Origin of the sequence: Bradyrhizobium sp. SZCCHNS3052, assembly GCF_032484495.1 — a bacterium.
Lineage (GTDB): Bacteria > Pseudomonadota > Alphaproteobacteria > Rhizobiales > Xanthobacteraceae > Bradyrhizobium.
The window spans coordinates 283,797-307,981 of the sequence record NZ_JAUETB010000007.1 but is presented as its reverse complement, the minus strand read 5'-3'; the positions used below and the strand labels follow the sequence as shown (position 1 = coordinate 307,981).

Genomic DNA, 24,185 nt, shown 5'->3' with positions numbered 1-24,185 from the left:
GCGCTACTCCGCCGCCATGCGGCGCTCGACCGGATCCGGCTGATCCGCGGAATGAAGCTCCGCGAGCCGCGTCACCAATTCGTCGACGAACACCTGGATGTCGCCGGTGAGATCCTTGATCCGTGAGATGAGGTAGTTGTAGCCGAACAAGGCCGGGATCGCGACGCCGAGCCCCGCGACGGTGGCGACCAGCGCCGCGGCAATGCCGGGCGCGATGGCGTTGACGTTGACGTCACCGCTCGCCGCAATCGCAGCGAAGGTGATCATGACACCAACGACCGTTCCGAGCAGACCGAGGAACGGTCCTCCCGAGATCGCGATCGTCAACATCACCATGAGCCGGTTCAGGCGCTGGATCTCCCTGACGACGCCGCCGTCGAGAGCAGCACGGATCGCGGCCATCGACGTGGCGGAAAGGTAAGGCTGGGCGTTTCGGGCCGAACGTCGCTGGATCTCGTCGGCTGCAATGCGATAGATACGATAGAGCGACGATGACCGCAGCACGATCGTATCGCGCTTGCCGATGCCGCCCGCGAGCGACGCGACGGCCTCGGCATCACCACTGCCGAAGATGGCGAGGTCGAACTTCGGATCGCGATAGACCTTCAGGAAGCGCGCATTGGCCTTCGCCTGATGCCTCAAGTAAGAGGCGCGATCGAACATAACCATCCAGCTGATCGCGGCCATGACCAGCAGGATTCCGATCACCACCCATCCGTCGAGCGTGACCGACTTCAGAATGACCGCGAAATAGCCGGACAGCCAGCTTGCCGTCTCCTCGTCGACGCTGAACGTGACGAGCTTGCCTTGATCCAGCCCCTGACCGATCGCAGCGATGCGGATGAAACCTGCCGGGCGCGCGACCTTGCTGATCTGGATCTCGTCGACGTCGCCGACGAATCCCGCAAACGTCGGGCTCGCCGCGACGGTAGCATCATTGGTACTTTCCGGCACACCATTCGCATCCGCCGAGGCCGCATCACCGGGTGCCGCAGCGGAAGCCGGTTGAGCGGCAGCCTGGCTGGCCGCCGCGGCATCGCCGCCACCGATCTGCGCGGTGGTGTCGAGCTCTGGCAGACTCGCATCAAGCGCTGCGTAGGCATTGCCGTCGAGATAGAGCGAGATCCTGCCGCCGGCTGCAACGACGGCCAGATGATGCCAGCTCGCCGGAGCGATCGCCGCACCTGCCGAAGTCCGCTGCGCGGAGCCGGCATTGGTCATCTCTACGAATGGCGCGCCATTGTCGAGGCCGATCACGATGCCGCTGCCGCCGTTGCGGCGGCTGAACAGCGCTGCATTGGGCTGCAGCGTCGCCGGCTTGATCCACAGCGAGAACGTCCAGCCGGCATCGGCGGCCGTCGCCAGCGACGATGATGACGGCAGCATGAGAGGCGTGCGCCCGTCCAGCCGAAGGCCCGTCCCGATCAGGGAGCCCTCCGCCGGTTGTCCGACGCTTTGCGCGTTGTTGCCCCAGACCGTGGAGTCCAACGCAGGCGTGCCCCGCTCCGCCAGATGGTACACGAGGGCAAAATCGGGATCGTAGCTGCCCTTGGCATCCGCAGCAGGCACAGCTTTTTTGTTGCCGTAGTAGAGCCAGATCTCCGTCTTGGCGCCCGACGGCAGGCTCGGCACCGAGACCCAGACCAGCGCTTCGCCCAGGAGCGCGTCATATTTTTCGATGTGGTGCTTCAGCGGGGTCTTGTCGTCGCCGGCGACGAAACGGAGATCGCTGCCGTCGTCCTTGGTAGCGCTGAACCGGAAGTTGCCGGGATGCAGCCTCACCAGGACAGGCGTCGTGCCGATCGGATCGGTGATGTTGGCGCCGGCAGCACTCGCATCGATGCCGATCTTCTTGCGCAGCTGCCACTCGTCGTTCCACCAGGCACTTGCCGGCGACGACAGAATCGCCAATGCGGCGACCACACCGAACAGCCTCGCGGCGACGCGCTTCGCAACTCTCCCACAGCAGCTCGCTCGCCTGTCCTCGCGTTCCATGATCATCAGAATTCGCCCCAGAGCCGGACATTGAGGCGCGGATTGCCCGCGCGGGTATAGGTTTGGTTGGTCATCGGGACCGACAGCGCGAACACACCATTGAATGCGTTGAACATCTTGAAGCGGGTGCCGACGCCATAGCTCCAGAGGTCCGTTTGCGACGTCTGATCCGGCAGCGTGCGCTGGGTGTGAACCAGACCGGCATCGGCAAACAGGAACAGCCGCGTCTCGTTGAAGGTGGTAAAGCGCGGCGCGCCCTGCCCGGTCTCGTCCTTCATCTGCTTCTGCAGCATCGCGCCGATGTCGGGGCTGCGCAGTTCGATATTGCCGATGATGCCGTCGTCGCCCAGTGCTTCCGATTCCAGATAGCCGCGCACGGTGTCGAGGCCGCCGGCGCTGATCTGCTCGCTCGAGACCAGTGGCCCATCCGCCTTCTGTCCCTGCAGCCTGCCCCAAAGCAGATAGCCTTCGGGCAGCTCCTGGGTGTGCGAAACGTCGACGTTCACATGCGTGAAGCTCGCGGACGCCGCATAGCGCTTGTTGTCGAACGCGACATGATCACTCGACAGCGGCCGCAGATTGGACGTCAGCGATGCGTTGAACTGCGTCGTAAACTTCTCGCCCTGGAAGGTTGCCGTATAGCTGGCCACGGCAGGGAAATACGTGACCGGGGACGCGAAACCGCCGCCGTTCAGGGAGACGAGCTGGAAGAAATGCTTGTAGTCGACGCCGGCCGACAGCGTCTGCGTGAACCCATCGCGGCCCGGCAGCGTCATGACCGCACGCGTACCCACGATCTGGCCGGGGCCAACGATGTTAGTGCCGCCGACCGTGGCGACGTCGCTGTTCGACTTCACGGCGTAAGCCAGCAACGCCAGCCAATCGACCGGCAGGCGCGCCAGATAGGAGGCGGAAAACACTTCCGTGTCCTTCGGACGCTGCGGCGCGACCTGATAGCTGAGCGTCAGGGAGTGCCCGAGCTGCCAGAGATTGTCGTAGTGAACCGTGGCGATCGCCCTGGTCGCGGTCGTATCGCCGGAACGACGGTTGTTGACTTCGAGGCTGCCGTGAATCGGCGCCTTATCCTCGACGGTGAGGTCAACATCGACAGTTCCAGGCGCAACGCCGGCGCGCAGTGCCGGCGTCACCCGGCGATCCGGCCATTGGTTGAGCGCGTAGATATCCTTGGTGAGGTCGTTGAAGTTCGGGACGGTGCCCTCCTTGAGCGAAGGCGCCCCGTCCTTGATCTTGTCAGTATCGAAGTAGCGCGAGTTCTTGACGCGGAGCCGGCCGACCTTGAGCTCTCTCACCTTGAGAATGACGACCTTATTCGACGGATTCTGGGGTGGGACCTCGACCGAGACGGTCTGAAACCCCTTGTCGTGATAGGCCTTCTCCAGCGCCGCGCGCGCCTTCTCGACATCGTCTGCCGTCTTGTTCGGACCAAGGAAAGGATAGATAGCCTCTTCGAGGTCGACCTGTGCCAGCTTCTCGGCGCCTTGGACGGCGAAATCATCGATATCGAAGCGCTGTAGCGGACCAGCCGCCGGCTTGGCCAGGGCTGCGCCAGTCGGCGGCTGCTGTGCTGCCGCAGCCTCGGCCCGAACCGGCGCGACGCTGCCGCCTGCAAAAGCTGCCACCGACAGGAGCATGGCCACCGAGCCGATCCATGCCGGCCGCGAAGGCGAGCGCCTGCCACGCTCGTAACCAATTCTGACCCGCACGGACTTCCGCTCACCTTCGGGCACGCCCATGACGCCACGGCAGGAAGCCGCGAGCATGGTGCCTCAGCAGGAAAGACGACCGGCCCCTCAAGAGACTGAATCGGAATTTTAACGAATGCCGAGTTCGACCGAGCCGATTCGCAGACTGTCAATCCGTTCGCAGAACGACCGCGATGAGCCGCCGGGCAAGCGCCTCCGGCGTAGTCCGTGCGCTACATTTGTAGTTCTGAAGCTACGGCGATCCAGCGCCGTCACGCTCCGTGAGGAGATATCAGCTCAGCAGAACGAGACCGCCCGGCAGCGAGCGTGCCTTGGCTCCGAACAGGTTCTCGGCCTGGCTGATGAAATCATCCAGGCGGTCGAGATGAAACGTCCCGGAAATCATGCGCCGCCCGAGTTGCTCGTCCAGGACCACGATCTTGCCTGGGCGATAGCGGTTGATCTCGGTGACCAGGCGACTGACCGGCCAATCGCGCACGATCAGAAGGCCATTCTGCCAGGCCTTGGCCGTGTCGAGATCCAGCCGCGAGGTCGAGCCAAGCCCTTTGTCGCCCGAGTAGGAAATCTGCTGAGCTTTGACGAGCTTGACGACACGGCTCTTGCACGCAACATCGACGCTGCCGTCGAGACACGAGACGGTCACGAGACCATCGAGGCACTTCAGGTTGAAGTCGGCCTGCGACGCCGTAATCTGACCGCCTGCAGCATCGATGACGACCGGGTCCCGTGCGGTCGATCCGCACTGCACCGCGGTCTCTCCCGAAATGAGTTCGAACCGCCGTGGCCCATCCGCGGGTCGCAAGGCGATGCTGGTCTGGGTGTTGAGCACCAGGGAGGCGTCACTCGCCAGCGCAACGCTGCGCCGCTCGCCCTTGGCCGTCCGCATGTCGGCGGACAGTTCCTGCAGCGACGGCCAGAGATCCAACGGCGGACGGAGCGCCAGATAGCCGCCGGCCACTGAAGCTGCAGCCGCAATCGCTCCGCCGATCAGCGCGCGGCGGCCGAGACCAGCACGAGGCATCGGCTCCGGGCGCGAAGCTGCTTTGACGAACGCAGCATCGCCAGCGAGCTTGCGGGTGGCGTCGCCAAAGCCGCGCCATAGCGTGACCGCCTGCCGAAACGCGGCTTCGTGCTCAGGGCTTCGCTGTCGCCACGACGTCAACGCAGTAGCATCGTCCGAGGTTGCCTCCCCGGAATGAAGACGGATCACCCATGCCAAAGCCTGACGAAGGGTCTGATCCATGTCCGACTGGCTGTCGTCGCCTGCGATCAAGATGAGGCTCGCTCGTTTCGGCGGCCGAAGGACGGTTCCCTCATGGCAACGCCCTGCGGTCATCTGATAGACGATTCGTATAGCGCTGGACCGAAAGGGAAAATCGAATACTTCGCACGCGTCAATCTCGATATCGGCGGAGCCGCAGTTCTATCCGGGCGCTGGTGCACCGCTGAATAGCGTACAAAGCCGGAATGCAGCAAGCTCCCTTCTCGCTCGATCGCGCCGCGCTAGCTGCGATTGCTGGATTGAGAGACGGCGCGAGGACCGAATCGGCGGACCACCTTGCGCCCGAGCCGGCGGCCGAGATGCTCCATGGCATGCTGCAGATCGAATTCGACGGTGCGTACGTTGATGCTGAAACGCTGGGCGATCTCACGATGCGGCATCAACTCGAGGTGAGCACAGATGAAGACGTCGCGCTTTCGCGGCGGCAACTCCGCAAGCGCCTTTTCGAATTGTTCGAGTTCGAAGCGAGCCTCGACCTCGGCTGCAGGTCCCGGCCGCTCGTCGGGCAGAGCCATGATCGCTTCGATTTCCGAGGCGTTCAGCAGCCGGCGCTCGCTCTTGCGGTGATCCTTTGCCAAATTGAGCGCCATCCGGAACAGATAGTCGACGGGACTGCGAACGGGGATGGCATCGGAGACGCGATCCGCCCGTACGAAGGCTTCGTGAAGCGCCTCGCGCGCGACATCCGGCGAGCCGAGGCAGCGCGTCAGGCGGCGGGCCAGACTTTCATAGTCCGCCGCGAGCACATCACGCAGCGATTTGCTGTTCGAGTAGGACACCAACGCAGCCCCGTGACGCCGCCCGCATTTGCAGGCGGTTCTCAACCCCACTGTTGTACCTATCGGCGGAGAATGACAGTGACGTGACGACCAGAGATGGCGACGCCGTTGACCAACTACTGTGGCAGATCGAACGCGATCGTGTAGTCCAGGCTGAGCTGCCCGGGCAATTCCACCGGAATGCTCGGCAGCGGCTGCGCCCTCTTCACCGTGTCGACGGCGGCAGCGTCGAGAGAGGCAAAACCGGAACTCGACGCGATGCGGACGTTGGTGACCGTGCCGTCACGTCGCAGCGTGAGCACAAGGCCGACCTGTCCCTGGATGCGATCGCGCTGGGCACGTTCAGGATAATATTGAAAGCGGGCGATGTGCGACTTGACCGTGCGAACGAAGGTCATCGTCTTTTGGTCAGGCTTGGTCTGCTGGGCGGCCAGCGGCGAGCCAGGAACAGGCGCGTCCCAGGCCGGCGCGGCCGGCAGATGCGACAACACCAGGCCCGAAGCTGTTGAATCCCGGGTCGTCACGCTCTCGGACCCCGCCACGACTGCAGCAGCGACGACTTTCGGATCCTGAGCCGGAGCGCTGGCCGGAGACAAGGCCGGCGCGGTCGGTGTAACGGCCGGCCGCGCGGCATCAGCCGCCGGCGACGCGACGAGCCGCACCTGCATCACGTTGTCACTCGAGTGCATTCCGGTGCCGGTCGGCGTGTGACGCAGCCAATACACGCCGACGGCCAGAAGGGCTGGCACGGTCATCGCAACGGCTGCGAGCGAGCGCAGACCGATTGCCGGGGCCGCCGCACGCCAGTCGTGATGCTGCGACTCCTCATCAAGGTGCTTGGACCACCACGCGCTCTGCGCCATCGAATTCAATCCATTCAAGCACGCATGCCGAAATCATGAACCGGCCGGCTGAGGGACGCCGAGCGCCACATGATCTTTCCCGCGGACATCTTCCCTGGCATAGCCAAGCTGGTATCGCGTTATTGATCCGATGTCGAGGCGCCGCGCGATCGTTTGGGCCGCTCGCGGAGCCTCGACGTCAGAGGCGTTCAGCAATTTGGAGTCTGCAACTACAAAACGAAACCGGGCGCCATGACGGCGCCCGGCTCAGGATCGTGACTGGGCGATCTGCACGGGACCCGCGTCGCCTGCAGCTGCCTTACTGAGCGCCGGCGCCAGCGGCGACGGTGCTGCAACCGTCGACCTGGGTCGAGCTGGCGGCGATGGCAGTGCCGCTGCCTGAGGCCAGGTACGACGAGCTGATCGCCGTCACAAAGGCGCTATTCAAAGCATTGAAGCCGTTGTTCTGCAGCACGCTGGCCGCATCCTGGCTCGAATAGAACCAATTCAGGAAGTTGGTGATGTCCGCCACGCGGGTCGGGGCCGACGCCGTGTTGTAGCAGCTATAGAGATAGGCGAAGGTCGTGCCCGTGACGGGATAGGCACCCGCGATGATCGGCAGACCGAGCTGCGACTTGCCGACAACGTTCACCCCGCTCACTTTCCCGTCGGCAGGAACAACCGTCACGCCATCGGCCAACGTTGCACCGGCCGCATACTGTTGGTTGTACAGATTCCAAGCCGTATAGGTTGTGCCAGTGGGGACCGCAACGCTCCTGAAAGCGTTATCGGCCGATGCCGGGGTCGGCGCAACGAAGCTCTCCCCAAGGTGACCCGGGTGATAGACGCCACGAGCACGCTGATCATCGTTCTGGACGCTGGCCGACAGCGGCGCGCTGGCGGCGGGGTTGTAGGGCTTGGCGAAGTCGTTGCTGACATAGCCGATGCGGCCGCCCAGATAGTTGCCGTTGGCATCCTGCGCGTTGCTGTTGACGGTGTCGGCGACTTCGCCGGTACCGTTGCCCGCGAGCCAGCCGCCGGCGCCGGTCGAGACGTCCACACCCTTCACGGCCTTGATGTTGGCGATCAGGTTGGCGAAGGTCGTCGACGGCAGGTTGGCGGCCGACGCGTTGGTCTTGGCGGCGATCGTGGTGGTCGTGGTCGTACCGGTCACCTGGTCGTTGAGCGTGACGACCGTGCTGGCGAAAGTGACGCCCACGCCGGTGAAGATCTTCGCGTAGTTGTGCGAACCAGCGGTGTCGTCGAGTTGCGGGCAGCTGTTGGCGAGGAAGTTGGTGAGGATGAAGCTGGTGCCGGAGCCGTCGGAACGGAACGCGATCTGGATCGGCAGCGAGTTCGACACATAGGCCTGAGCCGCGCCGCCGTTGCCGGTGTTGTCGTCCATGAAGGTCTGGACGCGGGCCTGACCGGCGTTGTCGAGCGCCGCGATGGCAGCGGTGGAGCTCCAGTCGCGCACCTCGCCCGAGAAGATGGCGCAGAGCTGAGCGGTCGAGAGCTGGATCGCCGAGCCGGGGGCGCCCGCGGTGCCGGCCGAGTTGATGGTCCACGTGGCCGTCGGGGTGGCGTTGGTGTTGACGACGATCGCGACCGGCGCCTCGATCATAGGCAGCTGGATCGCCGGACCGAATGCGGCAGCGTTGTAGGCCGTTGCCGAGGATGCGTTGCTGGCCGTGATGGTGGTCTGGTTCTGCCAGTTGCTGACCGAGGAGAAGTTGGTCAGGGCCGTCACGCTCGGCGTGTTCGTCGGCGAGCTCGGAAGCGGCGAGTCACCGGCGCCGAAGTCGACGCGCGCATAGGGATAGGTCGCGAGCGCCGGAACGCTGCTCTCGAGGAACACCGGCGGCACGGCCGGCAGCGACAGCGACGGCGCGCTGCCACGCAGCAGCTGCTTCGGATCGTTGGTGATGAAGGCGCGCTGGCCGGCACCGGAGCCGACCGCGGCGTAGAGACCGACCGTTCCGAGCGCACCGAGCTGGCTGCAATTGGCGCCGTCCGGCGTTGCGGGAAGCAATCCGGGAGTCGGGGTCGCCGCATTGAAGCCGGTCGAGAAGCTGTAGCCGTCGCTGGTCACGGTCTGCGCGTTATAGCAGTCCATCGCCTGACGCATGGCGAGCGATACCAGCGTGCTGCCGCCGCCGTAGACGGCGGTCTGGGCAGCGACGGGCTGCACCGCTGCGGCAAAGGTCGCGGCGGTCGACAGCACCAGCACCGAAGCGGTGCAGCGCAGGCGGCTGATCGAAGAACGAGTCGTCATCGGAAATCTCCGTGGGGTTGCAGTCGGATTGCGAGCCTTCGATGCACAATGATGCAGGTCATCATCGATGGGAGGAGGACCCATCGTGATGCAACGATCAGTCGGACGAGCGATCCACTCTCCGGCACGACCGGTGCGATCATTGGGGACGGATTGACGATCCCACAAAGCTCGCCCGCATCATTGCAATCGGTGGCTTGCATGGGAGAGACAATCGACACGGCGTCTCAGCGAATCTCTTTCTTCGAAAAATCTCGCGCTACCGTTCGGTGATCGAGCAGTGCGCCGGAACCTTGGTGGCTGCGAGCGAGCACAACTCTGTGTTTGAGACACGTGCTGCAACACATGTCATGGGTCAGTCATTGTGAGCCGGTACTTTGTTAGTGACGAGACCTTCGCGGCCGCGTGTTCCGAAAGGTCACCCAGGGGCGGGCGTTTCAGAAATGCGGGATCCGGGCCGAGCGGCGTTGCTGCGCGCGCTGATCGATGGCTATGACGAACTGAAGCGGCGGCTCGCCCGCCGATTAGGTTCGACCGAGCTGGCGGGCGAGGCGCTTCAGGATACGTTCCTGCGCCTGGAATGCGGCAACGACGTCGGCGTCATCCAGAGTCCGCGCGCCTATCTGTTCCGGACCGCGCTCAATCTCGCAACCAACCGCCGCGTGGCTGAGAGCCGCAGGCTCACGACATCGGAGATCGACGCGCTGCTCGAGATTCCGGACGATTCGCCTGATCCCGCCCGCATCGCAGAGTCCCGCTCCGAAATGGCGGCACTGAGCCGTGTGCTGGGGCAACTCTCCGCACGTCAGCGCGACATCGTCTTCGCGACCTTCGTCGATGAGCTATCGGTGCACGAGATCGCCCGACGGCACCGGATTTCCACCCGCCGGATTCAGGTCGAGTTGCGCGAGGCGCTGCTCCATTGCGCAGGCCAGCTCGATCGTTCGCTGGAGCGGCGGGCACCGTCACGGCCAGACGCCCGCCTGTTGCCTTGCCCTCCCGTGCGGGCCTGGACGCCGGCGCTGGAAGACACTGGTAGTTAGGACCGCGGCGATGACGGCCGTCCGCGCCATCGCCGCGGACCTTTCACAAGCTGGACTGTCTCGCGGGGGCCTTCCGACCCTGTCGTCGTCGAGTCGACGCAGCGCCAACAAAAGGCGACCTGCGGCGCTCGCCCTCGGTCTCATCGAAGCGCAGCTTACCCGCGCGACGAAAAGACATGACGTTACCGGCCTGCTCGCGCGGAGCCATATGACGCCGGCTCACGGCTGTGGACGGCACTCCGCCGCGCCATCCTTGCAGGCCTCGGGCTTGGATCCACCGCTCTGAGGCGCCATGGCGCCGCTGTTGTTGCCGCTCTGGCCTGCGCCGTTGCGCGCAGGCGTGTCGGTGCCGGAACTGCCCTGGCCGCTGCCACCATAGCCGAGCACTTCGACGATGATCACCGACGGCCGCGCATCAGTGGACGACTGCTGCGACGGCGCGAGCTTCTGCGGCGCGGCCGCCGTGTTGTTGCCGAGGGTCAAGGCCGCCACCGGCGGCGGCGCGACGGTCGGAAGGCCTGTCGTCGCACCCTGGACGTTGATGTTGAAGGCGTTGAGGATATGCGCGGCACCGAGGCTGAGATTGCCGGCGACGCGAATTCCGGCCGCGCCGGCGTCGATGGTGCCGGTCGGCGCGTACAGGTTGACGTCGCTCTGGCTCGGGTCCTGCCCCATCCGCGTGACCAGCGCGGCGATGCCGGCGCCGGTCACCAATCCGGTCGGATTGAGGTAGCAATAGCCGTTGGCGTCGCAGATGGTCTGCTGCGGCGGACTGGCCGCATAGGTCTTGGAGCCCTGCCCGGCGTTGATGTCGCCATTGGCGGAGAACAGGTCGATGTCGCCGCCCTGCATGGTCATGACCCGGCTCTGCGCGAGCTGGATCGTGCCGTCGCTGTAGCCGCGAATCGTCCCGCCGGCGAGCGTGAAAATTCCTTCCTGAATGGGACTCAGCAGGTCACTTCCATTGCGGCCGACATTGATGTTGCCGCCGGGCACCAGGATGTTGATGTCGCTGCCCATCTGTGTCTCGAGCACCGAGCCGCCGAGCGAGATCGTGCCTGTCACGACGCGATTGGCTGCGCCGTTGACGCCGTTGACGGGGCGGTTGTCGGTATAGCCGAGCGCCGCCGGGAACAGGGTCGAGATCGCAGCATAGGCGCGGCCATACTCGCCGGCATACGCGCTGGCCGGATCGTTGCGATCCTTGCCGACCCGGATGAGGAAGTCGTTGAAACTGCTGACGATGGCGAGCTTCTCGCGCAAGCTGGGCGTATCCTGTCCGGCGGCGATGGTGGCGAACCTCGCACTCGCGGCGTCCTTCGTGATTCCAAGGACGCCGGCGATGTCGGCCAGGAAATCGAAGCCGACATCCGGCGCCGTCGGCGCGATATAGGTGTTGATGAAGGCGATATAGTTGGCGCGCGCGCCGGTGCCGAAATAGCCGCTCAGCGCCTGATCGACCAAGCCGTGCTGTTTGTCTACGGCAAGCGCATTGAAGTCGCTCCATGCCTTGGCGCGGGTGGCTGTGTCCCACGACTTGGACGGATCAATCCCGTCGTTGAGCCTGGCGGCGATGAGCCGCAACAGATCGATCCCGCTGGTGACCGACCGGGCCGGATCGACATATTCGGCGATCACTGCCGCGTAGTCGATGTGCTGCGGCCTGACGCCGGCCATCACATAGATGTCGGCGCTCTGGTTCGGCAGGTATTTGACCAGTTGTCCCGGAACATCCGTATTGGTGCCATAGTTGGTGCCATTGCCTGCCGCGACCAGGCCCGCGTAGCCGTTCTGGCTCTGGCGGAGCGGACCGATGTTGCGCCCGGCCTGGATCAGCCACGAGCCGGGACCGTAGAGAACATAGGAACCGCCGATGATGGAGTTTCCCGCCACCAGAGATGTGACGTCGCTGACATTGTTGTTCTGGAAGGTGATGGTCGCAAGTCCGGCATTGGTCTGCGGGACACCGTCGACAGCCGACCTGATCGCTAATTCAGACAGAATGTTGTTACCCGCGGTCATGGCGGCCGGCTTGATCAGCGCGATGGCGGCGGTGCTCGCTATAGTGATATCCTGTCCCGCGGCGATGATCACCGGCACCGGGTCATTGGCGTGCAGCGCCTGGGTCAGATCGGCAAAGGTTTGCCCGAGCGGATTGATGTAGCTTTGACCGGTGGCGGCGCTATGCACGTATCTGCTCGACGCTCCGGTCGCCAGATCCAGCATGGAGATCCCTGAGGCGGCACCGATATTGATCGACTGGGCCGCCATTAGCGACAGCGTTCCCGAAGCCGTCCCGGTGGAGCTCGGGATTGGGATGATATTGATGCTCTGCCCCACGGCACCGACGAGGATGGATCCGCTGAGGGCCGTGACGTCCAAGGTGGCGGGGTAAATCCCAGGAACGCTGGTTCCATAGACGTTGGTGCCCTTGGGCACCAATGTGCCCGCAGTCGCGGTTGCGAGAGTGATGTCGCTGGAGACGCTGGTTAGCGAGACGCCACTCTGGGCCCCGTAACTGGTGAAAGGCGTGCCCATCCAGGAGGACGTCGCCAGATTGGACGCTGCTGGCAGGGCGACGTTGGAAACGACGGGCAGTTGCGCCGGATCATAGACGGACAGGAGGTTGATGCTGCCGCCGGCCATCGCGCTGATGAATCCGTTCTGCGCGCCGAGGATCAGATCAAGCGGTTTACCGGTCGGCGAAGTCGTTCTCGCCTTGGCGGTCGCGTTCGAATTTCCGGTCCGGATCGTCGCCGAAAGCGCGGAGTTGGGGTCCGCACTGATCGAGCCGCCGACCTTGATCCGACCGCTGCCGAGCCCGACCAGGAAGTCGCCGCTGAGAAGGTTGCCGCCGGCCTGCACCGACAGGTTGCCGCCGCCATAGGTGACCATGTGCGCCGGATCGCTGGCGGTGAGGCCACCGGCGACGACCAGGGTTTCGGGAAGCGAGACCCCGATCTGCTTGATGTCGTTCCCCGCCACCAGGGTCGCGTTGCCGCCCCCGAGCGAACCGATGCCCTGGAAGAACGACGCGTAGTTGATCCAAGCTGTGGTTTGGCAGCTTGCCACGCCGGTGCAATTGGCGAATGGTGTCGACGTCCCATTGCCCCAGCCGCCATGGAAGTACCAATTGCTCCACAGCTGCATCATATACTGATAGGCCGTTCCGGTCTGTGATCCCGCAGCATTGTCGATCGGCGTCTCCACCCCGATGATCGACTGCCCGGCGCTGATGGACACCGAACCACCGCCTGCGGCCCAGGTCGGCACGTTCACGCTTCCATTGGAACAGCCGTAGCAATTGTAGTTGGACGGGAGCGTCAACGGCGTGAAATCGCTGGGCGTCGCTGTCGCCGCGCCCGCGGTATAGACTGCACCCGGAGCCAATTGATCGAGCAGCTGGAAATTGCCGGCCGCGGCAATCGAGATGTTGCCGGTTCCTGTGCGTACCAATGTCGGGATCATGAGCAGCTTCGTCGCCGACAAGAAATAGTTCCCGTGGCCGTCGATATTGACATTGCCGGTCAAGGCGCCGGTGAGCGCCCACACAGGTGTGACCGCGTATGGGTTCACCGTCGTGTCGCGATTGGAGGTGAAAGCCGCGCTCGCGACCAGGTTGATCGAGAACGAGCCATTGTTGACGCCTTGGACTCGCGACATCAGATCCGCTGCGGCCGTCGTATTGTAATCGGCCACTTTGCCCGACAGCGCCGGATTGTTGGCGATCAGGTCGGCCACGGCAACGGATCCACCGAAGTAGTCCCGTGTCTCGTAGAAGCCATCGCTGATGGTCGCCTTGACGGCGACGTCGTTGACCGCACGCACGGTCAGGACGCCGGGCTCCCCGGCAGCAGTTCGATAAGCCAGCGGCGTATTGGCCGTGGCGACGAGCTGCCCGGTGTAGTTCGTGTAGTTGGCGAGAAGCTTGCCGGCGACGTCGGTGATGACGGTATTCGCGGCGACCGACGTGCCGTTCACGGCCGTGAATGCTGTTGCGTTTGTCAGGCCCTTCACGCCGCCGAGGTTCCAGTTGCTGGCGACCGTGACGTTGCCGGCATTGATCGACGATGACGGGTTCGACAGCACGAGCTCGGGACGCACGTGCAGGATGGCACCGAGCCCGCTGGCGAAATCGAACGCGTCGCCGTCGCCCGCGCTGACGGAGCCCGCGAGCGCCTTCTGAACGAAGCCGGTCAGCGTGGTCTGATAGAAATTGACGTGATCGGCGTTCGCCGTGGTCGGCACGAAGATGCCGATGCCCTGCGCGACGTTGGTCGTCTGCGACAGCGAATAGGATTGCTGGACCGTATATTTGGCGGTGAGAGCCACACCGTTGGCCGTCACGGCCGGAGCAGTGGCGTAGGTCGTGTTCGGATTGGTGGGAACGAGGCCTGCGATGAGCAGGTTGGCTGTCACGGTTGCCGCCGTCGTGCCCCCGGTCACGGTCAACGTGACCGGGCTGGTATAGCCGATGGCGGCGGTGTTATCCACAGTGACCGTGCTGACGGCACCCGAAATGAAGGTCAGCGACTTCACGACCAGTCCGCTGCCGCTGCCGCCGCCCGTCAATGTCACGACGACCGGATTGAGCGTCATGGCAGCATCGGAATAACAGGTGAATGTCGCACCGCCGCCCCTGCAAGTTCGACTCGCTGTGCCGAAGCCCGATCCCTTGTTGGCTGTTGTCGGCGTAAGATTCCCCGCCTGGGTGGTCATGATCGCGGTGGCCACCCCGCTGGCGCCACCCACCAGAATCGTCGGCACCGCGGTGAAGGTCGAGGTCGAGCTGTAGCTGATGGTATCTCCGGCGATCACGGTGCCGGCGACCCGCGTGCCCGTGCCGTCGAACCAGCCGGCAGGATCGATGATGCCGTCGAAATGGCGGCCCGCCGTCGTGCCGTCCGTGGTGCTCCAGGTCGCATAGGCGTTCAGCGCCAGGCCGCCGCCGGACGTCGATCCGTTGGTGACGACGTTGCCCTTGAAGCGCACGTTCACCGTGGAGTCGCTGAGCAGTGGCGCGCGCACGATGACCTGGCCGGCTGGCGCCGTGGGCCCGCCGCTCACGTCGAGAACCGCGCCGGCATCGACCTTGATCCAGCCGGAATTGGCGCTCGCCACCTGCTCGAAGCCGTAGGTGGGATCATAGGCGTTCGGCGTCGGCGTTCCCGTCGTGGCGAGGGTGATGGTGCCGCCGTTGGGATTGGTGGCGCCGTTGTCGAGCGTGGAATAGCGGCTGAAGGCGGCATCATCCTGGGTGACGGCGCTAGCAAGCAGCCGCGCGGACGATTGGATCCACACGCCACAGGAGCTCGTGCAGCCGGATGACGACGGCAACGTTCCCGTTCCGAACAGCGAGATCTGGCCGCCGCTGAGACCGCGCGCATCGATGGTGCCGCCGACATTGACGCTGCCGCCATTGGCAGTGAGCTGGACGTTGCGCGACGTCAGTGTCGCGCCTGCCGGAAGCTCGATGTTGCCGCTCTGCAAGCTCACCGTGAAACTGCTCGAGAAGTTCGGCGTCGCGCCGTCGAGCGGCAGCGTGCCGTTCAGGTTGCCCGCTAGCAGGCTGAAAGTGCCGCCGAGATCGTTGAACCGCGCTGCGCCATTGAGCGTGCCCGCCAGCGTGGCGGTGCCGGTCGTGCCGTTGTTGCCGGTCTGGATTGCGAGCGACCCGGCATAGCCGGCATAGGGATTGGACACGTCGACGGTCGCGCCGACGATGCTGACATTGCCGAGGCTGGAGATCAGCTGCACGCTGCCGCCCGGCGCATCCATGAACTGATCGTTCACCGGCAGCCGCAAGCCCTGGGCGTTGATCGCGGCGCCGGACGTGAGCGCGACGTCCCCCGCCGCCGCAGTCAGGCTGACCTTGCCGCCGGCGGCATCGATATGCACGCCGTTCCGGGCCGTGACCGACGCCCCGGTCAGCGCCAGCTTGCCGCTGATGCTGTTGTCGGCGGCAAACACGCTGGCGCCATTTCCCTGCACCACGAGATTGCCGCGTGCGGTGACCGTCTGATTGGCGCCGGCTTTCACCACGACGTCAGGCGCCGACAGCGTGAGATCGGAGCCGCCCCAGATCGAGATGGTCGGCACGCTGGTGTAGCCGGTTCCGCCATTGGTCAGGGTCAGCCCGGAGATGCCCGTGCCGCCGAGCGTGGCCGTCGCCGCCGCACCGGCGCCGCCGCCTCCGGTGATGGTGACGAGCGGCGCGCTCGTGTAACCGGTGCCGCCATTGGCGACCGTCAGGGAACTAACCGTGGCGACCGCCTGCACGGAGGCACCGGAGCCGCCGCCGCCGGAAATCGTGACCGTCGGAATTCCGGTGTAGCCTGTGCCTCCTGTCACGTTCACGCCGACCACACCGAACTGCGGTTGAAGCCCCACGGTGGGTGAGGCTGTCGTGCCGATGGCCGCGCCGGAGCCCGAGCCGGCAGAGACCGTCAGCGTCAAGTTGGCGAGGACGCCGCTGAAGCCGGAACCGCCGGAGATGATGTTGACGCCGGTGATGGCGCCCGTGGAGCTGATGACGGCCGTTCCGGTGGCAACGGCTCCCGTGACCGAGTCCTTGATCGTGATCAGATCACCGTTGCGATAGCTCGATCCGCTGCCGGAGGTAGACACGTTGAACGATACGATGCCGAGCAGCGCGGTGCCGGTCGCCGTCGTTCCGCCGGCGCCGGAGATCGTCACCGTCGGCACGCTGGTATATCCCGTGCCAGCGTTGTTGATCTTGACCGAGCTGAGGTTGAACTTTGCCGTCGCGGTGGCGACAGCCGCATCGATGCTGCCTGCTCCGGTGAAGACGATGCCGTCGGAAGCGTTCCAGTTGACCTTACTGAACCCGCCGAAGCTCTTGGCGCCGGCATCTGCGGTGATCACCTTGGCAGCATTGAGGTTGAGCGTGCCGCCTGCGCCGGCGACGACGGTCGGGTCGGCGCTGACGCCGGACGCGCCGCGGCTGTTGATGAGAGTAATGTTGGTCGCCGCGATGGTGGCACAGTAGGCAGAGCAATCCGTGGCGCCAGCCCCGCTCGTGTTGCTGCCGATGCTGTAAAAGCCGGAGCCGTCGAAGGTCAGCGTGCCGATCGGATTGGCGGCGTCACCGAGCGTCAGGCCGGCCTGGTCGTAGAAGTCGAATCCGGTATTGCTGCGCAGGGTCACCGACGTGGCCCCGGCAAACAGGCTGTTGAACTGACCGGGCGTCAGATTGAGGCCGCTGGCCGCCAGGCCCTCGGGACCGAAATTGAACGTGTTCGCGGCGATCGACAGGTTGGGCGCCTTGAGCGTGACGCCGGTCGTGGACGCACCATTGCTGTTCGCCAAATCGGGCGCGAACGCACCCGAGCCGCTGGTATCGACCATGAGCGAATTGCCGGCCGTGATCACGACGCCGGCGCCGGCCACGAGCTGCGCCGTTCCAACAGCCGTGCCGATGGCGAAGCTCCCGGTGCCGGTGGCGCCGCTGCGGGTAACGGAAACCATGCGGCCGTTCGACACCCGCAGCAATGCGCCGTCCCCACTCAGCGTGATGTTCCGGCTGGTCCCGGATACGGTTCCCTTGGTGGTAACCACGCTGCCGGCATCGACGGTGAGTCCTCTGGCGCCGCCGGCCTGGGTGACCAGGATCAGCTCGGGACCACCGAGCTGATGCTGTGCATCGGACGCGACCTCGAGATTCGTGGCAATCGCCGTGATCGAGCCCGGCGAGGTGACGGACGCGGTGCCGCCGATCAGCACGCTGCCGGCGCCGAGATTGCTGATCTGGTCGGCATCCAGGAACAGATAATTGCTGAACGCCGCGCTTGCCGTGAAGCTGCCATCGGCGGCGACGGTGCCGAACTGGCCCAGCCGATCGCTGGCGACGATCGCGATGTTCGCGGCCGCGATGTCGATCTGCCCGGTCGCCCCCTGGACCGCCGGCGCCAGATCGCTGCTGCCGGCGGCAAAATTGTTGGTGCCGCCGAGGCTCAGCCGGCTGGTGGCACCGATCACGAGCAGTCCGCCATCGACCGGCAGAGCAGTCGGCGCGAGGCCGTTGTTTGCCGCGTAGCTCGAGAAATAGCTGGTGCCGCTGGTGATGTTGATCTTGGAGGACTGTCCCCAGACCGCCTGCGATTGCAGCTGGAACAGCACCGTTTGCGACGAGCGGGCACCCGTGATCGCATTGCCGAAAGAGCCGGTCACATAGACCGAGCCGTCGGCCCCGGTGAAGCTGCCGGTCGATGCTGCAGCACCGGCTGCGTATTGCACAACCCGGTAGGCGCCGGGCAAGGTCGCGTACATGCCGGGGAGCAGCACATAGGTGCCGGCCGCGATTCCGTTGCCACCGCTCAAGGTGACGGAGGTCCCCGGCGCGATCCCGGCGGCATTGTTCAAGGCCGAAGCGGGGAAGCTGGACAGCTTGCTCCCGCTTGCAACGAGACCGGCGGACGTCACGCTCTTCCCGGAATAAAAAGGATAGGTGGCGAAGGCCGGGTCGTAGGCGGCCACCTGGGCCTCGTAGGCCGGCACTAGCGCGTAGACCTGACGTCCATCGGCATATGTCGACGTGAAGCTGGTGGTCGTGCCGCTCGAGGTGACGGTTGAAACCGTCTGATAGTTGAGCAGGACGTTGCGGGTCCCGCCAGTGCCCGGGACATATTCGACCGCGTACACGTCGCCACCGCCGCTGGCATCGATGCTGCCGCCCAGCTTGACCGAGGAGCCGAAGACGCTGATCGATTTTGCCGGCGCTGCGGTTTGTTGGGGAACGGGACTAGAGCTATTGTTCAGATTGATGCCGTAGTACCAGGTCGCGCCATCGACCGTCGTTCCATAGGGGATGTCGAGACCGCCGGTCGAGACCGCGGTCAGACTGCCGGCGCCGAGAGTCACCGACTGGGTCTGCGCCAGTGCGCCCGAATAGGCCGTTGCCGATGTCGACACGATCGACTGGGTCACCGCCAGCGGCATGTCGGCGGCCGAGCGCAGCCCGATGACGATGTTGCCGAGCGGCGCCCACAGCGTGCCGTCCTGCTCGATGTTCTGCGCGTCGAGCACGAGCGTGCCGCCGGCCGACAGCGGCGCGGTCGGCGAGCTACCAGCATATTGCCTGATGGTCAGCGTCGGCGAGGAATCGCTGACGCTCATCGTCGACATCAGCAGGAAGGCGGTGCTCGTGGCTGGAAAGATCTCGGACGCCGTGATGGTGAGCCGACCGGGCGTGACGAAGTAGCCGCCGAGCGTGGTGCCGGTGGGCGCAACAGCTTCGCTGCCATAGCGGCCGGGCAGCAGCCGCACTGCGCCGGCCGTGGTCAGCGTGGCATTGCCGACATTCACCAGTGACAGGTCACCCTGGAGATCGATCCATTGCGTGACAAAGCGGCCATGGGATACGCCGTCCGAGCCGACATAGAGCGTGCCGTCCGCCAAGTTCTTCGCTGCGGGGGGAGAGGGGAATTGCTCATAGCTGCTCCCTGCCAGCCGGACGTAACCGGCGTCGAGCGTGACGGTCGCGCCACCGACGCTCGTCGGAGTATCATTGAGATTGGCCAATTTGGCGCCGGCCGCCAGGATGCTGATCAGGTTGCTTCCGCTGTGAAGCACCAGCGATCCTGGCACGCTGATCTCCGTCGACCCGGCAAACCCGATCGTGGCTTTATTTTGCACGCCCAAATATCCTCCGGCCGCGAGCGACACGGAGCTGAGTCCGCTATTGTTGATCGTGTCGGCGGTGAGCGTGACAGTCGTGGACGGCGTCGCCAGACCGCTCTGGGCGATCAGGATGCCGGACCTGATGCCAATGACAGATTGCGTATCGGCGTTGTAGATGTTGGAGATGATCGACCCATAGGACGCAAGCGTCCCCGGCAACGCGAAATCACCGAGTGACAGGGATCCACCCGTGGCCAGCGGCGCGCCTCCGGCCGCGGACAAGGTGCCACCGAGATAGACCGTGACGCCTCCAATCTGCAGCGTGCCGCCATTGCTCCACACCGCCTGGGTCTGGAGCTCGCGCCCGACGGGGACTTCGATCACCCCCGCCGCGCCGGCAATGTTGATCGTGGCACCCGGCTGCACCTCGACCGTGGCGTTGCTGAGCAGGGTGACCGTGCCGCCATCATAGACCGTTCCGGTCGTATAACGGCTCACTGTCGGATCGGGCACGAACACGCCGCTCACGTCGAGCATGCTGCCGGCGGCGATCGTGAGGTTGCCAGCGCTCGCGAGGTTGATAGCCCCGCCTTGCGCCTTGACGCTGCCGGCGACGGTCAAGGCGGCATTGTTCGAGACCATCGTGACCGTGGCGCCCGCCCCGGCGGCAATGCTGCCTTTAAAGCTCACGGCCTGATCGGCGACCAAGCTCACTGTTGCTCCGGCATCGGCGGTAATCGTCGTCCCCGCGCCGACATTGATACCGCCGGTCACGTTCGCAAAGCCGGACTGGGACAGATCGATGCCGGACTGCGTGAGCGACAGATTGAGCGGCTTGCGCAGGCCATCGATCACGGTCCCGGCCTGGGCAAGATCGCTCGCCTTTGCAGCGTTCGTCGCGGTCCCTGCCAGCGATCCGGGAGCCGGGGTCAGGAGATTCGACTGTTGCAGCGTCAGCGCGGTGTTTGCGGCTACATTGGCTTCCGCCAGCCCGATCAGCGCGTAGCTGCCGAACCCGCTTTTGCTGAAGAAGGAGGTCGGCAGGTTGATCTGGCCGACGCCGCCACTCTGGGTCTCACCCGGTGCATAGGAGACCGTGTCGGTCCCACCGACCTGGAGGTAGGGCGCCTTGAGTGTGAAAGTGCCTCCCCCGGCAAAACTCTGGGCGTAGATGCTCCCTTGCATATAGGTGTTGGCACGATAGCCACTCTGGATCGGCGTAAAGATGACGGTGCCGAGATCCAGCGTAGCCGACGCGTGATAGAAGGTGCCGCCCGCATTCACCAGGACTTTTCCTGAGCTGTCCAGGATCGCAGTCTTCGCAACGTCATAGGTCGGCAGCAGGAACGAACGAGACGAGACGTAGGTATTGAGGCTGAGACTTCCACCTCGTCCGAGCGGCACCCCGTCGGCACCTCTCTTAAGGACACCGCCGCGATCGAGATAGCCCCCGCTCGAGACGTCGATGACGCTTCCTTTCGCCAACGTGATGCTGCGCGTGAGGTCGTCGGTCGCACTGACGATGTTGTCGACCGTCTTGCTAAGGTCGGTTCCGGAGGTGGTCGTTCCCGATCCGATCAAAGCTCCGATCGTGGGGACGATGTCCGCCGTCGTGCTGATCGTCACCAAGCCGCCGTCGACATAGGCGGATCCGAGCAGCGAGCCGTTAGCGGCGCCGCTGTCGTTGATCCACAGTCCGCTGACATCGAGCCGACCCGTGACGAGGAGATCCTGCACCGCCACGGATCGGGCGAGCCCGGTGTCGATGGTCGATCCCGTCAGGACGATGCTGCCGCTGCGCGCCGTGATGGTCCCGTCGATCCGCTCGACGTTGCCGAGCGTCACGCTGCCACCGGGCAGCACGGTGAGCGCGGCATCTGCGGTCATCTGCAGCATGGCATTGCTGCCGGTGTTGATGCTGACACTGCGGAAGGCTGACGATGTGAGGAGGTCGCTGAACACCGGGAATGCCAGCGTGCCGTCGGCAAGCGCGACCAGCGTCGGAGACCAGGATGTTCCGAGCTTGAACGTCGACATGCCGAACGGATCCAGGCCGGCGTCGGCCCGCGGTTCGAGCAACACTGTGTAGGTCGTGCTGTTGGTGCCCGACAGGGTCACGCCGAGTCCTGCGCCATTCGGCATGCTTTCGAGGCCGGCGCGCTGGCGCTCACCGACAACGATCCCCGATACGAACGATCCTTCCAGAATTGGCGCGGCCGCGGTGAAGCCGGCGGAGCCGGCGCTTCGGCCGGAGACGTAGCCCGGATCATAATAGCCGGCCGCCAACATGCTGGCGTAGGTCTCGGTCACGCCCCAGCGTGCATGATCGACCGTGAAGCCGCTGAGAACGGTGTAGCTGAGATCGGACGGCGCGCTGCCAATGTTGTAGACGCGGCCGTTGGAGCCGACCACCCGTGTCGTGGCCACGAAGCCCGGGGCATATTGGACATAGCCGCCGGAGAGGTTGATCGAGGAACCAGGCAGCGTGATCGCGTTCTGTCCCGCAGTGATCGTGAGCTTGCCGCCCACGGTCAGCAACTCTTCGATCGTCTTCGGAATCAGGCCGGTAAAGCCCTGGGCATTGAGAAGCGGCGAACCGACCCACGAAAATCCGTCGGCCCGCGTTCCGCTGAGCCGTGCATCGATCGTGACGGTGCTGCCGATCAGCCCCCGCGCCAGCGGCGTATCCGCGACCTCGGCAGCAGTCACCTTAAAGCTCAATATGTAGTTGGAAGTCGGCAAGGTCACGCCGACGAGACCTGACAGGTCGATGCTGCTGCCCGTTTCCATCAGAACGGTGCCGCTCGTCCCACTTGACAGAACTCCGGCCGCCAGTTCGACCGCCGCTCCGGGCGCCCTGAGGAACGCCCCTCCAGCACCATCTGCAGTGCCTTGCAGGTCGACGTCACCGCTCGCCTTGATCGAGATCTGCGGCTGGATGTTGGCCGCGAAATAGGTCGACGTGGCCGTATTGGTGGGGATGGTGCTGCTGGTCTCGTCCGGCAGGATCGTCGTCAGGCTGCTCGGTCCGAGCACGATGCTCCCGATCGCTCCGTTGGCCGTCGGAGCCGTGTAGGATGTGCTCAGACCGATCGACCCAGGTCGGGTGACGCTCGTCGTAGCTTCGATCACTCCGAGTTGGCGGATGCTATCGGCGACCACGCTGACCGCACCGTCGTTGGAGACGATCAGGCCATCATTGGTAACGAGGCCGCCATTCGGCAAAACCGTGGTGAGAGATTTGGTCGCGATCGCCGCCGAGAGCGCGATCTGGTCCTGATTCGCCACGTTGACAAACACTGTGGTCGTGCCCGGCGTGAACGAGGTCGCCGTCAGCGCCTGCTTGACCCCGGTCGCCGACGAGAACGGCTCGGTGAGCACGATCCCGCTTCCAGCTGCGAGGACGATCTGGCCATTAATGGCGGTCAGCGTGCCGGAATTGGTGACCGTAGGTCCGATCAGCGCTACATAGCCGTTGCTGGTCGTCGAGCCACCGGGGTTGGCGGTGATGTTCGCACCCGGCTGCACCACGATGCCGCCGCCGCCGAGCGATCCCAGCGTCTGGTCGCCCATCACGAAGACGGCAGATTTGCCGCTGGCCACCGAGAGTCCGTTGGAGTTCGTTGCGGCCGTGACGAAAAGCCCGCTCTGCAGGAAGAAGTCGTTAGCGCCGCTCTCGTTGGCCGGTGCGGCAAACGAGTACGACGTACCGTTCGCGGTGACGCTCTGCAGGCTGTAGTTCGGGCTGGTACCCGAGAAGGCCGAGGCAGCAGCGGTCGAGGTTCCAGCGATATCGTGGGTGGTCGCAATCAGTGACCCGACATTCACCTGACTGGCGCCGCCGAAGATGATGCCGTTCGGATTGATCAGCAGAACCGTGCCATCGGCCTTGATGTTGCCGAGGATCTGGCTCGGCTTGCCGGTCGCATCCACGCGGTTGAGAGCAACCCAGCCGGGATTGCCCTTCTGATCGAAAACGAGTGTGGTGTTCTTGCCGACATTGAACTGGTACCAGGTCATGATCGCCTGAGAGGCGGTCTGCTTGATCGTGACCGTGGTCTGGCCATTGCTCGCGGACTGAACCGGCTGGTCGGCTCCGCTCCAGAGGTTGGTGGCCGTGCCGGCCTGGGAAGCGTTCACGACGCGTGGATCGACCACGAGGCCGCCGGGCGACAAACCGTCGGTCACAGCCGGAAGGCCGACGCCGAGGCTGTTCGACGTGCCGGTCGTCGCGACATTGCGGGCAGCAGCCTGCGCCGCTTGCATCGCCTTCAGCATGGCTGCAGCCTTGGTCATCGCATCCTGCGACTGCTTTGCGATCGTTGCTGCCTGTTGAGAGGCGGCCGAGGCTGCAGCGCTCGCCGCGGCGGCAGCCGACGCCGCCCCCGACGCACCGAGTGGTCGCGCCTGGACGGCAGCGCCATTCAAGAAGAGCGCGATTGCACTCACGCAACCGAGCCATACCAATCGCTTGAAGCGGGACGTATGCGCCCCGCACGCAGCGTGCCGGTACGCGACGGCGGGACCTGCAGCCGGCGCCTGTACCCCGATGTCCGGCGAGCGCCGGCCGCTGTCGCCCGCATGCACAGCACGTCGCTGGCACGTG

Annotated in this window: 8 protein-coding genes; 1 reads left to right on the top strand and 7 read right to left on the bottom strand. The window is 64.8% G+C overall.

Features of this window, described 5'->3' with window-relative positions; genetic code table 11:
* Positions 1 to 3: 3 nt before the first annotated feature.
* The 6 genes from QX073_RS22675 to QX073_RS22650 form a co-directional block, all read right to left on the bottom strand.
* The gene (locus QX073_RS22675) at positions 4 to 2,001 is read right to left on the bottom strand and encodes a MotA/TolQ/ExbB proton channel family protein (RefSeq protein WP_315718483.1); all 1,998 of its coding nucleotides are present in this window, start codon (positions 1,999 to 2,001) and stop codon (positions 4 to 6) included.
* Positions 2,001 to 3,647: a ShlB/FhaC/HecB family hemolysin secretion/activation protein gene (locus QX073_RS22670; RefSeq protein ID WP_315718495.1), complete on the bottom strand. Its 1,647-nt coding sequence runs from the start codon at positions 3,645 to 3,647 to the stop codon at positions 2,001 to 2,003. The genes QX073_RS22675 and QX073_RS22670 overlap by 1 nt, the downstream gene beginning before the upstream one ends.
* 343 nt (positions 3,648 to 3,990) lie before the next feature.
* Positions 3,991 to 4,962: a FecR family protein gene (locus QX073_RS22665; protein WP_315718494.1), complete on the bottom strand. Its 972-nt coding sequence runs from the start codon at positions 4,960 to 4,962 to the stop codon at positions 3,991 to 3,993.
* A 260-nt stretch (positions 4,963 to 5,222) separates the two neighbouring features.
* The gene (locus QX073_RS22660) at positions 5,223 to 5,780 is read right to left on the bottom strand and encodes an RNA polymerase sigma factor (RefSeq protein WP_315718482.1); all 558 of its coding nucleotides are present in this window, start codon (positions 5,778 to 5,780) and stop codon (positions 5,223 to 5,225) included.
* Positions 5,781 to 5,896: 116 nt separating this feature from the next.
* Positions 5,897 to 6,643 (bottom strand): energy transducer TonB, encoded by a 747-nt coding sequence (locus QX073_RS22655; protein WP_315718481.1) that lies wholly within the window; start codon positions 6,641 to 6,643, stop codon positions 5,897 to 5,899.
* Between the two features lie 298 nt (positions 6,644 to 6,941).
* Positions 6,942 to 8,897, bottom strand: coding sequence for a substrate-binding domain-containing protein (locus QX073_RS22650; RefSeq protein ID WP_316226392.1), 1,956 nt, complete (start codon positions 8,895 to 8,897; stop codon positions 6,942 to 6,944).
* A gap of 467 nt (positions 8,898 to 9,364) precedes the next feature.
* Between QX073_RS22650 and QX073_RS22645 the strand changes: the two genes are divergently transcribed.
* Positions 9,365 to 9,940: an RNA polymerase sigma factor gene (locus QX073_RS22645; protein WP_315718479.1), complete on the top strand. Its 576-nt coding sequence runs from the start codon at positions 9,365 to 9,367 to the stop codon at positions 9,938 to 9,940.
* 219 nt (positions 9,941 to 10,159) lie between these two features.
* On the opposite strand, the gene QX073_RS22640 is transcribed toward QX073_RS22645, so the two are convergent.
* Entirely contained in the window at positions 10,160 to 23,875 is a 13,716-nt protein-coding gene (locus tag QX073_RS22640; protein WP_316226391.1) for a filamentous haemagglutinin family protein, read from the bottom strand.
* Positions 23,876 to 24,185: the final 310 nt, after the last annotated feature.

What these genes read in the sequence shown, in the direction of transcription:
- QX073_RS22675 (WP_315718483.1), bottom strand. Translation starts at nt 2,001, where the DNA reads ATGATCATGGAACGCGAGGACAGGCGAGCGAGCTGCTGTGGGAGAGTT.
- QX073_RS22670 (WP_315718495.1), bottom strand. Translation starts at nt 3,647, where the DNA reads ATGCTCCTGTCGGTGGCAGCTTTTGCAGGCGGCAGCGTCGCGCCGGTT.
- QX073_RS22665 (WP_315718494.1), bottom strand. Translation starts at nt 4,962, where the DNA reads ATGGATCAGACCCTTCGTCAGGCTTTGGCATGGGTGATCCGTCTTCAT.
- QX073_RS22655 (WP_315718481.1), bottom strand. Translation starts at nt 6,643, where the DNA reads ATGGCGCAGAGCGCGTGGTGGTCCAAGCACCTTGATGAGGAGTCGCAG.
- QX073_RS22650 (WP_316226392.1), bottom strand. Translation starts at nt 8,897, where the DNA reads ATGACGACTCGTTCTTCGATCAGCCGCCTGCGCTGCACCGCTTCGGTG.
- QX073_RS22640 (WP_316226391.1), bottom strand. Translation starts at nt 23,875, where the DNA reads ATGACCAAGGCTGCAGCCATGCTGAAGGCGATGCAAGCGGCGCAGGCT.